The organism is Curtobacterium sp. 'Ferrero' (assembly GCF_002412165.1).
In the GTDB taxonomy this organism is placed as follows: Bacteria; Actinomycetota; Actinomycetes; order Actinomycetales; family Microbacteriaceae; genus Curtobacterium.
Genome location: NZ_NXIA01000006.1, coordinates 1 through 13,279 on the forward strand (window position 1 = coordinate 1; position 13,279 = coordinate 13,279).

The window sequence follows — 13,279 nt, forward strand, 5'->3', positions numbered from 1 at the left end:
GACCGGGCGCTCCCGCCGGACCGGGCGCTCCCGCCGGACCGGGCGCACCCGCCGGACCGGGCGCACCCGCCGGACCGGGCGCACCCGCCGGACCGGGCGCACCCGCCGGACCCGACCCGCGCCTCCCGTCCGTCGTCAGCGCACGCTGCCGTCAGCGCTCCGTCCGCAGCGTGCCCGCACCCCCGGCCGCGACGTCCTCCACCGTGCCGTCCCGCACGATCCCCGGCACCTCGCCGTCCGTGCCGGACGGCACGAGCGAGTCGGCCCCCGGGTAGCTCAGGGTCAGGACGGCCTCCTCGACGTACTTGCTCGTCTCCAACTGCTGCTCGACCCGGCGCAACCGGATCGCGACGTGCTCCTCGTCCTCGTTGCCGGTCAGGTCGACGGCCGCGACGAGGTACACCCGCGACGGCCCCACGAACTCCAGGTGCAGGTAGGTGACCCGCTCCACCTCGTCGCGTCCGAGCAGGTCGACCAGGACCGCGTCCTCGAGCTCGGGGGAGGTGCTCTGCCCCACCAGGAAGCGACGGTTGCGGTCGATGAGCACGACCGCGACGACGCCGAGCAGGATGCCCACGAGGATCGACCCGATCGCGTCGAACACCGCCAGGCCGGTGAGCTGGTGCAGCAGCACGCCGAGGAACGCGATCACGAGCCCGATCAGGGCGGCGGCGTCCTCGGCGAACACGGCACGGAGCGTGGGGTTCGACGACTGCAGGACGTGGCGGAGCACCGGGACCCGACGCTTCGTCGCCGCGCCGTGCGCCTGCCGGAAGGCCTGCACGAAGCTCGTGCCCTCCAGGACGAAGGCCACCGCGAGCACGATGTAGTTCAGCGTGACGTCCTCGGCCGGGCCGCTCTCGCCGAGCTGCGTGATCCCGTGCCAGATGGACACGACGGCGCCGGCGGTGAACAGGCCGAACGCCGCGAACATCGACCAGATGTACGTCTCACGGCCGTAGCCGAGCGGGTGCTTCGCGTCCCGCGGCTTCGCACCGCGCCGCTCCGCCACGAGCAGGAAGACCTCGTTGCCGGTGTCCGCCCACGAGTGCGCCGCCTCGGCCACCATCGAGGCGGACCCGGACAGCATCGAGGCGATGGTCTTGGCGATCGCGACGAGGAGGTTGGCGGCGAACGCGATGATGACGGTGAGGAGCGATTCGGGCCGCTCCTCCTGTTCTTCCGAGGGCATCGCTCCAGCATGCTCCCCTCGGGTAGACTCGGGCCGAAGACGTCGAACCGGCCATCACCGGGGAGTCTCCGGAAGAACCCGGCGGTCCGCACCACGGACCGTCCGGCAGTAGAACCGGGCGGACCGGGCCGCACAGCCCCGGACAACGAGCGGTCGACCGCTGGGTGATCAACGGTCGGCAAGCGAGGTGGTACCGCGGAGCAGAGCTTCCGTCCTCGTGGAGACGAACCGAACCCACAGGAGCAGCTCGTGGCCTACCCGCTGAACTCGTCCGCCGACGGCGTGACCCCGTCGCCGTCCTTCCCCGCCGTCGAGCAGGGAATCCTCGCCTTCTGGAAGGGCGACGGCACGTTCCAGGCGTCGATCGACCAGCGCGAGGGCTGCACGGAGTGGACGTTCTACGACGGCCCGCCGTTCGCGAACGGGCTGCCGCACTACGGCCACCTGCTCACCGGGTACGCGAAGGACGTCTTCCCGCGCTACCAGACCATGCGCGGCAAGCAGGTGCACCGCCGGTTCGGCTGGGACACCCACGGCCTGCCCGCCGAGCTCGAGGCCATGCGCCAGCTCGGCATCACCGAGAAGCACGAGATCGACGCGATGGGCGTCGACGTCTTCAACGCCGCTGCCAAGAAGAGCGTCCTGCAGTACACCGACGAGTGGCAGCAGTACGTCACCCGCCAGGCCCGGTGGGTCGACTTCGAGAACGACTACAAGACCCTCGACGTCACGTTCATGGAGAGCGTGCTGTGGGCGTGGAAGCAGCTGTGGGACAAGGGCCTCGCGTACGAGGGCTTCCGCGTCCTGCCGTACTGCTGGAACGACCAGACGCCGCTGTCGAACCACGAGCTGCGGATGGACGACGACGTCTACCAGTCGCGGCAGGACCAGTCCGTCACGGTCGCGTTCCCGCTGCGCGGGTCGCGCGCCTCCGAGCTCGGCCTGGACGGCGTGCGGGCGCTCGCCTGGACGACGACCCCGTGGACGCTGCCGACGAACGCCGCCCTCGCCGTCGGTCCGGGGATCGTGTACGCGGTCGTCCCGGCCGGGCCGGGAGGCGCGGCTGACGGTGGCGACGCCGGCTCGGCGCAGTACCTGCTCGCGTCCGACACCGTGGCGGCCCACGCGAAGGACCTCGGTTACGAGAACGCCGAGGAGGCGCTCGCCGCCGTGCTGCGCACGGTCGTCGGCGCCGAGCTCGACGGCGTCGAGTACGAGCGGCTGTTCGACTTCCTGGCCGACCAGGAGGGCTACGAGCACGCCTGGCGCATCCTCGTGGCCGAGTACGTCGAGACGGGTGAGGGCACGGGCATCGTGCACCAGGCCCCCGCGTACGGTGCGGACGACCAGGAGGTCTGTGCCGCCGCCGGCATCCCGGTGGTGCTGTCGCTCGACGAGGGCGGGGTGTTCACGTCGCAGTTCGGCGAGGTGGCCGGCATGCTCTGGTCGGACGCGAACAAGCCGCTGACGAAGGCCGTCCGCGACGCCGGGCGGCTGCTCCGGCAGGCGTCCTACGAGCACAGCTACCCGCACTGCTGGCGCTGCCGCAAGCCGCTCATCTACAAGGCGGTCTCGTCGTGGTTCGTCCGCGTCACGGAGATCCGCGACCGCATGGGTGCGCTCAACCAGGAGATCAACTGGGTGCCGGACAACGTCAAGGACGGGCAGTTCGGCAAGTGGGTCGGCAACGCGATCGACTGGTCGGTCTCGCGCAACCGGTACTTCGGCACGCCGATCCCCGTGTGGCAGTCGGACGACCCGGCGTACCCGCGCACGGACGTGTACGGCTCCCTCGAGGAGATCGAGCGCGACTTCGGCCGGCTGCCGGTGAACGCCGACGGCGAGGTCGACCTGCACCGTCCGTTCATCGACGACCTGACCCGGCCGAACCCCGACGACCCGACCGGGAAGTCGACCATGCGCCGGATCTCGGACGTGTTCGACGTGTGGTTCGACTCCGGCTCGATGCCGTACGCGCAGGTGCACTACCCGTTCGAGAACCGCGAGTGGTTCGAGGCGCACAACCCGGCCGACTTCATCGTCGAGTACATCGGGCAGACCCGCGGCTGGTTCTACGTCATGCACGTGCTCTCCACCGCGCTGTTCGACCGTCCGGCGTTCCGCAACGTCATCAGCCACGGCATCGTCCTCGGCTCCGACGGGCAGAAGATGTCGAAGTCGCTCCGCAACTACCCGGACGTGTCCGAGGTGTTCGACCGCGACGGCGCCGACGCCATGCGCTGGTTCCTCATGTCGTCGTCGGTGATCCGCGGCGGCAACCTCGTCGTGACCGAGGAGGGCATCCGCCAGGGCGTCCGCGAGTTCCTGCTGCCGCTCTGGTCGACGTACTACTTCTTCACGCTCTACGCCAACGCCTCCGGGACGGACGGGTACCAGGCATCCCGCAGCACGGCGAGCACCGACGTGCTGGACCGCTACCTGCTCGCCAAGACCCGGGTGCTCGTCGCGGACGTCACGGCGCACCTCGACGCGCTCGACACCCCGCTCGCGGCGCAGGCCGTCCGGGAGTTCGCCGACGTGCTCACGAACTGGTACGTGCGGCGCTCGCGCGACAAGTTCTGGGCCGGTGCGTCGTCGAGTCCGGAGGCGCGGGCCGCCTTCGACACGCTGTACACCGTGCTCGAGACCCTCACCCGCGTCGCCGCCCCGCTCGCCCCGCTCGTCACCGAGGAGGTCTGGAAGGGCCTGACCGGCGGCCGTTCGGTGCACCTCGAGGACTTCCCGGACGCTTCCGAGTTCCCCGCCGACGACGCCCTCGTCGCTGCGATGGACCGCGTGCGCGACGTCGCCTCGAAGGGCCTCGCGCTCCGCAAGGCGACCGGCAAGCGCGTCCGGCTGCCGCTCGCGACCCTGACGCTCGTCGTGCCGGACCCCGCAGCCGTCGAGCCGTTCGCGGACATCCTCCGTGACGAGCTCAACGTGAAGCGGGTCGTGCTCGAGCAGCAGGCCGAGGAGTCCCTGGCGCAGTACGGCATCGAGCGCAAGCTCACCGTCAACGCCCGCGCCGCCGGGCCGCGCATCGGCAAGCAGGTGCAGCAGGTGATCCCGGCGGCCAAGCGCGGTGACTGGGTCGCGACGGAGTCCGGCGTCACGGTCGGCGGAGTGGACCTCGTCGAGGGCGAGTACTCGCTCGACCTCACGGTCGCCGACGACTCGGTGGCCGTGGCGTTCCTCGACGGCGGCGGCTTCGTCGTCCTCGACACCGTGACCACTCCCGAGCTCGAGGCCGAGGGACTCGCCCGCGACGTCGTCCGTGCCGTCCAGCAGGCCCGCCGCGACGCCGACCTCGACGTCAGCGACCGCATCGCCCTGACGCTCGGGGTCTCCGACGCGGCGGCCGAGGCCGTCCGCGCCCACCAGGAGCTCATCGCGGGGGAGACCCTCGCGACGAGCGTCGATGTCGTCGGGCTCGCCCCCGAGGCGACCACGACCGACGTCGGCGAGGATGCGAAGGTGTCCGTGGAGGTGGCACGCGCATGAGCGACCAGAACGAGCACGAGCACGCGTACGACGACGAGGGCGCCGAGGGCATCGCGATCCCTGCCGGACCGGCGACCCCGGCGCCGGTCGGCCCCTCCCCGGCGGACGGGGACGACGACGAGGTCCGCCGCGTGCAGGCCGCCCTGTACGCCCGGATCGGCGAACAGGCACCCGAGCACCGGTTGAGCGCCACCCGCCGCGCGGTCGAGCTCCTCGGTGACCCGCACCTGGCCTACCCGGTCATCCACATCACCGGGACGAACGGCAAGACCTCGACGGCCCGGATGACCGAGAGCATCGTCCGTGCGCACGGCCTCCGCACCGGACTCATGACGAGCCCGCACCTGGTGTCCATCCGGGAGCGCATCGTCATCGACGGCGAACCGATCGCCGCCGACCGGTTCGTCGAGAACTGGGACGACATCGCCCCGATCCTCGAGATGACCGACGCCGAGCTCACGGCGAAGGGCGAACTGCCGCTGACGTTCTTCGAGGCGCTCACGGTGCTCGCGCTCGCGTGCTTCGCCGAGGCACCGGTCGACGTCGCGGTGATCGAGGTCGGCATGGGCGGCGAGTGGGACTCCACCAACGTCGTGCAGAGCCAGGTCGCGGTGTTCACGCCGATCGCGATCGACCACGCCAAGCAGCTCGGCAACACGGTCGCCGAGATCGCCCGCACGAAGTCCGGCATCGTCAAGCCGTCGTCGTCGGTCGTGTCGAGCGCCCAGACCGCCGACGCGCTCGCCGAGCTCGAACGGGCGGCGGAGCTCACCGAGTCGACGCTGTCCGTCGAGGGCACCGGCTTCCGGGTCACGAGCGACACCCCCGCGGTGGGCGGCCAGCTCGTCAGCGTGCAGGGGCTCGCCGGCACGTACGACGACCTCTTCGTGCCGCTGTTCGGCGCGCACCAGGCCCACAACGCCGCGGTCGCGATCGCCGCCGTCGAGTCGTTCCTCGGGCGTGGGTCGCAGGCGCTCGACGAGGACGTGCTGTCCGAGGGTCTGGCGGCCGCGACGAGCCCTGGGCGCCTCCAGCCCATCGCGCAGGACCCCGTGGTCGTCGTCGACGCCGCGCACAACCCGCACGGTGCCAGGGCGCTCGCCGATGCGCTGCCGGTGGCCTTCCCCTCCGAGCACGTCGTCGGCGTGGTCGGGATCCTCGGCGACAAGGACGCCCGCGGGTTCGTCCGCGCGCTCAAGGACACCGTCCAGACCTTCGTCGTGACCCAGCCGCCGGGGGAGCGGGCCCTCGACGCCGACGCCTTCGCCCGGATCGTGGTCGACGAGGTCGGCGCGGACCGCGTCGTCGTCGAGCCCGCACTCGACCAGGCCTTGCAGCAGGCGCGTGACCTGGCGGACGAGGCGGACGCCGAGGACGCCATGGTGCTCGTTGCGGGGTCCATCGTGATGGTGGGCGCGGTCATGGACCTGGTGCACGCGGAAAGCGAGGCGAAGTGACGGAGCCGAACCGTGCCTCCAGGCCGGAACAGCCGACGAACGCGGCCCGTCCGCCGCGTCAGCGGAGGCCCCGCCGCGACCGCGGCGCGCGCGAGAGCCTGCTCTCGATCACCCTCGGCCTCGAGGCCGTGATGTTCTTCTTCCCGATGCTCGTGACGTTCGGCAAGCACACGCTGCCGCCGCTCGTCGCGTTCGGCGGCGGCATCGGCGCGATCATCGTGCTCGCCCTGGCGTCACGGCTGACCGGCAACCGTGCCGGTGTATGGTTCGGGTGGCTGCTGCAGGCGGCCATCCTCGCCACCGGTTTCATCGAACCGTTCATGTTCGCGGTGGGCGCGGTGTTCCTGGCGCTGTGGATCTACTGCTTCGCCAAGGGCGGTCAGCTCGACCGGCAGAACGCCGCACGACGCGCCGCTGCGGGCGAGGGCTGACCACCACCCACGACCCCGTCAAGGAGTTCTGCATGTCCGACCTCGAAGAGACCCTCGTCCTCGTCAAGCCCGACGGTGTCGCCCGCCAGCTGACGGGCGAGATCCTCCGTCGGATCGAGGCCAAGGGCTACGAGATCGTCGACCTGAAGATGCTGACCGCACCGCGCGACCTGCTCGACGCCCACTACGAGGAACACCAGGGCAAGCCGTTCTTCGAGCCGCTCGTGGAGTTCATGCAGTCCGGCCCGGTCGTCGCGGTCCGCGTCGCAGGCAACGGCGTCATCGCGGGCTTCCGCTCGCTCGCCGGCACCACCGACCCGACCTCGGCGGCGCCCGGCACCATCCGCGGTGACCTCGGTCGCGACTGGGGTCTCAAGGTCCAGCAGAACCTCGTGCACGGCTCGGACTCCTCCGAGTCCGCTGCCCGCGAGCTCGGTCTCTGGTTCGCGTGAGCGACGACCGACCGGCGCGACCCCAGGAGCGACGAGCATGACGAACAACGACCGACCCACCAAGAACGAGCGCCGTGCCCACGCGCGCGACGTCGCCCGCCAGCGCGCGGAGGCCGAGCGCAAGCGCAAGCGCCGCAACAAGTGGTTCCTGCAGGGCGGCATCGGCCTGGGGATCATCGCGATCGCGGCAGTGGTCGCCATCGTCGTGGTGAACGTGAACAACGCCGGCACCGTCTCGGCCACCGGACCGAAGAACATGATCACGGGCGCGATCCAGTTCACCGGCGAGGACGGCAAGGTCGTCCCGGTCGAGACCGGTGCGGTGAGCGCGACGGCGACCGCCAGCCCGGTGCCGACCACGGGGCCCGACGGAGCCGCCTCGGTCGTCGAGTACGTCGACTGGGCCTGCCCGGTGTGCAAGCAGTTCGAGGCCGCCTACGCCGACCAGATCCTCGACAAGGTGAAGTCCGGCGACGCGACGCTCGCGATCCACCCCGTGTCGATCCTCGACCGCAACTACGCGGGCTCCCGGTACGCGAGCCGCGCAGCGAACGCCGCGATGTGCGTCGCGAACTACGACCCCGACAAGTTCCTCGACGTGCAGACGCAGTTCTTCGAGAACCAGCCGGAGGAGGGCACGAAGGGCCTGACGAACGCGCAGATCGCCGACCTCGTCAAGCAGGGCGGCGCGAGCGGGTCCGGGCTGTCGGACTGCCTGGCGAACGAGGAGTTCAAGGGGTGGGTGACGAAGACCACCGACGCCGTCCTCGCCGATCCGACGCTCCAGGGCTCCAGCGGCTTCGGCACCCCGACGGTCGTCGTCGACGGGCAGAAGCTCGACAACGTGACCGACGTCATCACCAAGATCGAGGCCGCCGCGAAGTAGGTCCCCGGTCCCGCACGACGCCCCCGTTCCGATCCGGAGCGGGGGCGTCGTGCGCGACCGCAGCCGTCGCAACGGACTGCAGGACGGCTGCGCGTCGTGACGGACGGACGACGTGTCGAGCCGTCGTCGCTCGTGGCCGTTCCGGTGCGCGCAGGCCGAGGATCCTGCACCGGATCGGCCACACGGCGGAACGGGATCGGGAGCGGAACGGGGGCGGCATCCTCGTTGCCGGCGCGGGTCCTCCGACGCCGGTGAGCCGCTGCGGACCGACCCGCTCGGGAGTGCCCGCCGCGGGTCAGAGGCAGCGAGCACCCCCGTCGCCGACCACGCAGGGACGACGCCAGGGCTGCTCGGGATGCGCTGCTGCTAGGCCTTGCCGCCGTTCTGCAGCACGAACGCGGCGAACGCGTCGGTGTCGGTGAGCGACCCGGTGTACTGCTTCCCGTTCACGATGACCGTCGGCGTCCCGGTGAGCTTGTCGAGCGACGAGTTCGGGAGCTTGTCGTTCAGCACCCGGTTCGTCGCGTCGGCCACCCACCCGGCGAACTTCTGGGACGTGATGCAGTCCGCCACCGTGGGACTCGTGGCGCCGGCGGCCTTCGCGAGCGACACGAGCTTGTCGTTCGTCAGCCCGCGCGTGCCCTCGGACGGTTGGTTCTCGTACAGCGACGAGTTGAACGCCAGGAAGTCGTCCGGGTCCGAGTTCGCCACGCACGCGGCAGCGGCAGCGGAGCGGGTGGAGTACTTCGACCCGAGCGACGACGAGTCGAGCAGGTTGAACGGGTGCAGCTCGAGCGTGGCGGAACCGTCCTCGACCCACTGCTTGATCTGGGCCATCTGCGCGGTCTCGAACTGGTTGCAGTACGGGCACATGTAGTCCGTGTACAGCGTGATGTTCGCCACCGAGTCGTCCTGCTTGGTCGCGGTGGGCTTGCCGCCCTCCGGGATCGCCGCGGTGCGGACCGCCTCGATCTTGCCGCTCACCCCGTGCAGGAGGATGCCGTCGCTCGCCATGTTGCGCGGACCGGGGCCCGCCGGGGCCACCGAGTTCGCGATGACCAGCACGATCGCGCTGACGACGGCGAGGCCGCCCACGATGATGCCGCTGATCGTCAGCGTCCGGTTCCGTCGGCGACGTGCCTGCGCCTTCTCGCGTGCGGCCCGGGCACGTTCACGTGCCTCGTCCCGCCGCGCCTTCTTTCCCTGGTTCTCACTCATCGATCCGAGCGTAGGTCGGCCACGATCGCCCCAGCGGCGTCCTGGCTGGGAAGGCCCCCCGAATCCGGTGACGTGTCATCGAAGAGTCATGGGTGGCCCACAGGAACGCGGGTCGGGAGCCTCCGCAGCCGGGTCAGAAGCTCTGGAAGATGCGCGGGAACATGATGATGATCGACACCGCGATGACGAGGTAGTTCGCGAGCGGGAACGCCCAGCAGAAGGGGAGCAGGGTCCTGCCGACCCGCTGGGCCCCTGACCCGAAGCGGCCCTGCGCGAGGTTCCAGATCGTGAACACCCAGAACATGGGGATCGTCATCGACCAGACGAGCATGCACCAGGGGCAGAGCGCGCCGATGGACCACACGGTCTGGGTGAACAGCCACGTCACGAACACCCAGGCGAGGAACACGCCCGCGTTGAACACGATCCAGAACCACCGCGATCCGTTCCGGAACCCGGCGAGCAGCATGACCGCCACGGCGATCGGCGCGACGAACCCCATCAGCCCGAGCAGGGGGTTCGGGAAGCCGAGCAGGTGCCCCTGCGCACTCGTCATCACGTCGGAGCAGTTCACGAAGACGTTGACGTCGCAGGACAGTGCGGTCTTCGGGTTCTCGTACTTCGCGAACTCGTCGAGCACGAGCCGGAACGACGCGTACAACGCCACGACGGCGGTCACGAGCAGGAAGATCCCCATGGCGATCGGACGGCGGGGTGCGGTACGCGGCGTGCTCACGCGGTCATCATCGCATGCACGTTCCGGTCCTTTCCGGGAGCGGCATGCGATGATGGTGGGGTCGCACGACCGGACACGGCCGTCGGCGAGAGCTTTCCGGGCCCAGCCCGGACGAACCAGGCGCGGTGAGAGCGTGCCGCGACCGGACCACGCGTCACTCCGACGCTCCGCGAAGCCCGGGCCGGGTGCCCGAGCACGAACGGACGCGGACGCACCACAAGTTGCCGCGGGCCGGTCGCAACAGCAGGAGAGCGGGGGCGTGGACGCCACCCGTCACGACACAGAATTCCCGCCGCCCGTCAGGGTGCGAGTGGGGCCGAGGAGTGCACCAGTTCCATGGTGGAGCAGAACAACGACAACACGAAGAACGACGAGACCCCGAAGCGTCGGAGCCGCCTGTTCGGCGGACGCCGCGCCCGGTCGACCGACCTGGAGGCACGGGGCGTCGTCGAGCAGGCGGCTCCCGTCGAGCAGGATGCCGCTGTGCAGGCCGAGGCAGTCGCCCCGGTCGCTGACGGCACGACCGCTGACGTCACGACCACGGACGCCGCATCCGTCGACGCCGCGGCCGGGGACGGCTCCGCGCCGGTCGTCGCGACCGCCGATGCACCGGCGTCGGCCGCCGCGGACGCGGTCGACGGCGACAGCGCCGCACCGACCGGCGTCGCCGATCCCGCGGTGTCCGTCGCGGTCGAGGCGACGGCGGGCGGCGGCGAGCCGCACGACGTCAGCACGCTGACCGGCGACCTCCCCGTGGTCGCGTCGGACGCGGGGGAGCCCACCGCGGCCGCACCCGCAGCCGGCGCCACCGCCACGGACACCGCGACCGACGAGGCGGGGGCGAGCAGCGCCTCCCGTCCGGGGTCCGCGCCCGAGGAGCCGTTCGTCCCGAAGGCGACGAGCACGCTCAGCCTGATCTTCCACGCGCCCGTGCTGCCCGAGGTGCCCGAGCGCGCACCGCGGTCCGCGCAGGACGAGGACGACGACGAGCAGGGTGGCGGCCGCCGTCGCTCGCGGCGCCGGGGTGCCAGCAGCGGCAGCACCGGTGGCAGCGAGCCGGAGCCGCGCCGCCGCGAGCCGGAGCTCATCACCGAGCCGCAGCGCATCAAGGGCTCGACGCGTCTCGAGGCCAAGAAGCAACGTCGCCGTGACGGGCGGGACGCGGGTCGTCGTCGCCAGGTGATCACCGAGGACGAGTTCCTCGCCCGCCGCGAGAGCGTCGACCGCCAGATGATCGTGCGGTCGAGCGCGCAGAAGATCGAGATCGGCGTGCTCGAGGACGGTGTCCTCGCCGAGCACTACGTGACGAAGTCGCACAACGTGTCGCTCATCGGCAACGTGTACCTCGGCAAGGTGCAGAACGTGCTGCCCTCGATGGAGGCGGCGTTCGTCGACATCGGTCGCGGTCGCAACGCGGTGCTGTACGCGGGCGAGGTCGACTGGAACTCCGTCGACACGAGCCACGGCCGTCGGATCGAGGCCGCGCTCAAGCCGGGCGACAAGGTGCTCGTGCAGGTCACGAAGGACCCGGTGGGGCACAAGGGCGCCCGTCTGACGTCGCAGGTCTCGCTGCCCGGTCGTTACCTCGTCTACGTGCCGAACGGCTCGATGAACGGGATCTCTCGCAAGTTGCCCGACACCGAGCGTGCGCGGCTCAAGAAGATCCTCAAGGAGGTCCTCCCGGAGCACGCCGGCGTCATCGTGCGCACGGCCGCCGAGGGCGCCACGGAGGAGCAGCTGACCCGCGACGTCCAGCGGCTCACCAGCCAGTGGGAGGCGATCCAGAAGAAGGTGTCGAACGGGCACGCGCCCGCGATGCTGCACTCGGAGCCCGACCTCCTCATCAAGATCGTCCGTGACGTCTTCAACGAGGACTTCACGAAGCTGATCATCGACGGCGACGCGGCCCGCGGCACCATCGAGGACTACCTGGACGCCGTCGCCCCCGACCTGAAGGACCGCGTCGAGATCTACGACGGCCCGGACTCCTTCGAGGAGTACCGCCTCAACGAGCAGATCGAGAAGGCCCTCGACCGCAAGGTGTGGCTGCCCTCCGGCGGGTCGCTCGTCATCGACCGCACCGAGGCCATGACGGTCGTCGACGTCAACACGGGGAAGTTCGTCGGCTCCGGCGGCAACCTCGAGGAGACCGTCACGAAGAACAACCTCGAGGCCGCCGAGGAGATCGTCCGTCAGCTCCGGCTGCGCGACATCGGCGGCATCATCGTGGTCGACTTCATCGACATGGTGCTCGAGTCGAACCGTGACCTCGTGCTCCGACGACTCGTCGAGTGCCTGAGCCGCGACCGCACGAAGCACCAGGTCGCCGAGGTCACCTCGCTCGGCCTCGTGCAGATGACCCGCAAGAAGATCGGCGTCGGGCTCCGCGAGTCGCTCGACGAGGTCAACGCGAAGGTCAACGACAACAACGCGGACCCGGGCCCGTCGAAGGGCCGTCGGAAGAGCCGCGGCGGCAACGGCGGCGGGTCGAACGGCAACGGCGGCTCGGGCAACGGCAACGGCGGCTCCGGCAACGGGTCGGGCAACAGCCAGTCGTCGCACGCCCACCAGATCACCGACGACGTGAAGAACGCGCTCTCGCGGATCGCGGCGTCGACGATCCCGCACGACGAGCAGGACCACCCCGTCACGGGCGTCGCCACGCCGGCGACCCCGACCTCGGCACCCGAGGCAGCGTCCGACGGGGCCACCGCTCCGACGTCGGGTGGCGACCAGGCGGAGCGCCCGAGCGACGCCCCGGCCGAGCAGTCCGGCGGGGGATCGAAGCGCCGTCGTCGTCGTGGTGGGCGTGGCGGCTCCGACCAGTCCGCGCAGCAGTCCGGCACCGAGCAGGCCGGCACCGAGCAGTCCGGCACCGACCAGTCCGGCGCACGATCCGAGACGACGCCCGCTGCTGCTCCGGCTCCTGCCTCGGCCGACGAGACGCCCTCGGCGCCCGTCCGCCGACGCGTGAGCTCGAGCACGCCGGTGACGCCGAGCGAGCACACCGTGGCGATCCTCGACATCCCGGTCGCCGTGACCGCCCGCGAGCCGCGCAAGGTCGCCGACGCGGAGTCGATCCTCGACTCGGTGCTCAACGCGCTGCCCGAGCCGAAGCAGCCGGGCCAGGGCCGGTCCCGCTCGCGCCGCGTGTCGTCGCCGAGCATCAGCGCACCGGCGTCGACCGACGGCGACGCGCCCGAGGACGGCCCCGTCATCGTGGGGAACTGACGTGACGGACGCGGGCGACCCCCGCACGCAGGACCGCGGACACTACGGCGCGGGCTGGGGTCAGCCCGCGCCGGGCCCCGGCGTCGGACCGCGCCCCGGTGCCGATCCTGGCCTGTCGCCGGGGCAGCAGTACGTGCCGCCGATGCCGCCCCGGCGTCGCGCGGACGCACCCGAT

General features: G+C 71.0%; 9 protein-coding genes. 6 read left to right on the top strand and 3 right to left on the bottom strand.

Annotated features, from left to right (window positions below; all coding sequences use genetic code 11):
- Positions 1 to 151: 151 nt before the first annotated feature.
- Complete coding sequence (locus tag Csp2054_RS07345; RefSeq protein ID WP_096898659.1) at positions 152 to 1,192, bottom strand: cation diffusion facilitator family transporter; 1,041 nt, start codon at positions 1,190 to 1,192, stop codon at positions 152 to 154.
- Between the two features lie 249 nt (positions 1,193 to 1,441).
- Here Csp2054_RS07345 and ileS point away from each other — a divergent pair, with 249 nt between their 5' ends.
- Genes ileS through Csp2054_RS07370 form a run of 5 tightly spaced genes read left to right on the top strand, consistent with a single transcriptional unit; the run spans position 1,442 to position 7,919 of the window.
- Positions 1,442 to 4,693: an isoleucine--tRNA ligase gene (gene ileS, locus Csp2054_RS07350; RefSeq protein WP_096898660.1), complete on the top strand. Its 3,252-nt coding sequence runs from the start codon at positions 1,442 to 1,444 to the stop codon at positions 4,691 to 4,693.
- Positions 4,690 to 6,150: a bifunctional folylpolyglutamate synthase/dihydrofolate synthase gene (locus tag Csp2054_RS07355; protein WP_096898661.1), complete on the top strand. Its 1,461-nt coding sequence runs from the start codon at positions 4,690 to 4,692 to the stop codon at positions 6,148 to 6,150. Before ileS ends, Csp2054_RS07355 begins: the two co-directional genes overlap by 4 nt.
- On the top strand, positions 6,147 to 6,581 hold the full coding sequence (locus Csp2054_RS07360; protein ID WP_096898662.1) for a DUF4233 domain-containing protein: 435 nt from the start codon (positions 6,147 to 6,149) through the stop codon (positions 6,579 to 6,581). The genes Csp2054_RS07355 and Csp2054_RS07360 overlap by 4 nt, the downstream gene beginning before the upstream one ends.
- Positions 6,582 to 6,613: 32 nt before the next feature.
- The gene (gene ndk, locus Csp2054_RS07365) at positions 6,614 to 7,033 is read left to right on the top strand and encodes a nucleoside-diphosphate kinase (RefSeq protein WP_096898663.1); all 420 of its coding nucleotides are present in this window, start codon (positions 6,614 to 6,616) and stop codon (positions 7,031 to 7,033) included.
- Positions 7,034 to 7,070: 37 nt separating this feature from the next.
- Positions 7,071 to 7,919: a DsbA family protein gene (locus tag Csp2054_RS07370; protein WP_096898664.1), complete on the top strand. Its 849-nt coding sequence runs from the start codon at positions 7,071 to 7,073 to the stop codon at positions 7,917 to 7,919.
- 366 nt (positions 7,920 to 8,285) lie between these two features.
- Here the strand turns inward: Csp2054_RS07370 and Csp2054_RS07375 are convergent, their stop codons facing one another.
- Both Csp2054_RS07375 and Csp2054_RS07380 read right to left on the bottom strand, forming a co-directional pair.
- The gene (locus Csp2054_RS07375) at positions 8,286 to 9,137 is read right to left on the bottom strand and encodes a DsbA family protein (RefSeq protein ID WP_096898665.1); all 852 of its coding nucleotides are present in this window, start codon (positions 9,135 to 9,137) and stop codon (positions 8,286 to 8,288) included.
- A gap of 133 nt (positions 9,138 to 9,270) precedes the next feature.
- Positions 9,271 to 9,873 carry a vitamin K epoxide reductase family protein gene (locus Csp2054_RS07380; RefSeq protein ID WP_255252652.1) on the bottom strand — a complete coding sequence of 201 codons (603 nt, stop codon included), beginning with the start codon at positions 9,871 to 9,873 and terminating at the stop codon, positions 9,271 to 9,273.
- A 336-nt stretch (positions 9,874 to 10,209) separates the two neighbouring features.
- On the opposite strand from Csp2054_RS07380, the gene Csp2054_RS07385 reads away from it, so the two are divergent.
- On the top strand, positions 10,210 to 13,104 hold the full coding sequence (locus Csp2054_RS07385) for an Rne/Rng family ribonuclease (RefSeq protein ID WP_096898667.1): 2,895 nt from the start codon (positions 10,210 to 10,212) through the stop codon (positions 13,102 to 13,104).
- Positions 13,105 to 13,279 lie beyond the last annotated feature (175 nt).

What these genes read in the sequence shown, in the direction of transcription:
- Csp2054_RS07370 (WP_096898664.1), top strand. Translation starts at nt 7,071, where the DNA reads ATGACGAACAACGACCGACCCACCAAGAACGAGCGCCGTGCCCACGCG.
- Csp2054_RS07385 (WP_096898667.1), top strand. Translation starts at nt 10,210, where the DNA reads ATGGTGGAGCAGAACAACGACAACACGAAGAACGACGAGACCCCGAAG.
- Csp2054_RS07355 (WP_096898661.1), top strand. Translation starts at nt 4,690, where the DNA reads ATGAGCGACCAGAACGAGCACGAGCACGCGTACGACGACGAGGGCGCC.
- Csp2054_RS07345 (WP_096898659.1), bottom strand. Translation starts at nt 1,192, where the DNA reads ATGCCCTCGGAAGAACAGGAGGAGCGGCCCGAATCGCTCCTCACCGTC.
- Csp2054_RS07375 (WP_096898665.1), bottom strand. Translation starts at nt 9,137, where the DNA reads ATGAGTGAGAACCAGGGAAAGAAGGCGCGGCGGGACGAGGCACGTGAA.
- ndk (WP_096898663.1), top strand. Translation starts at nt 6,614, where the DNA reads ATGTCCGACCTCGAAGAGACCCTCGTCCTCGTCAAGCCCGACGGTGTC.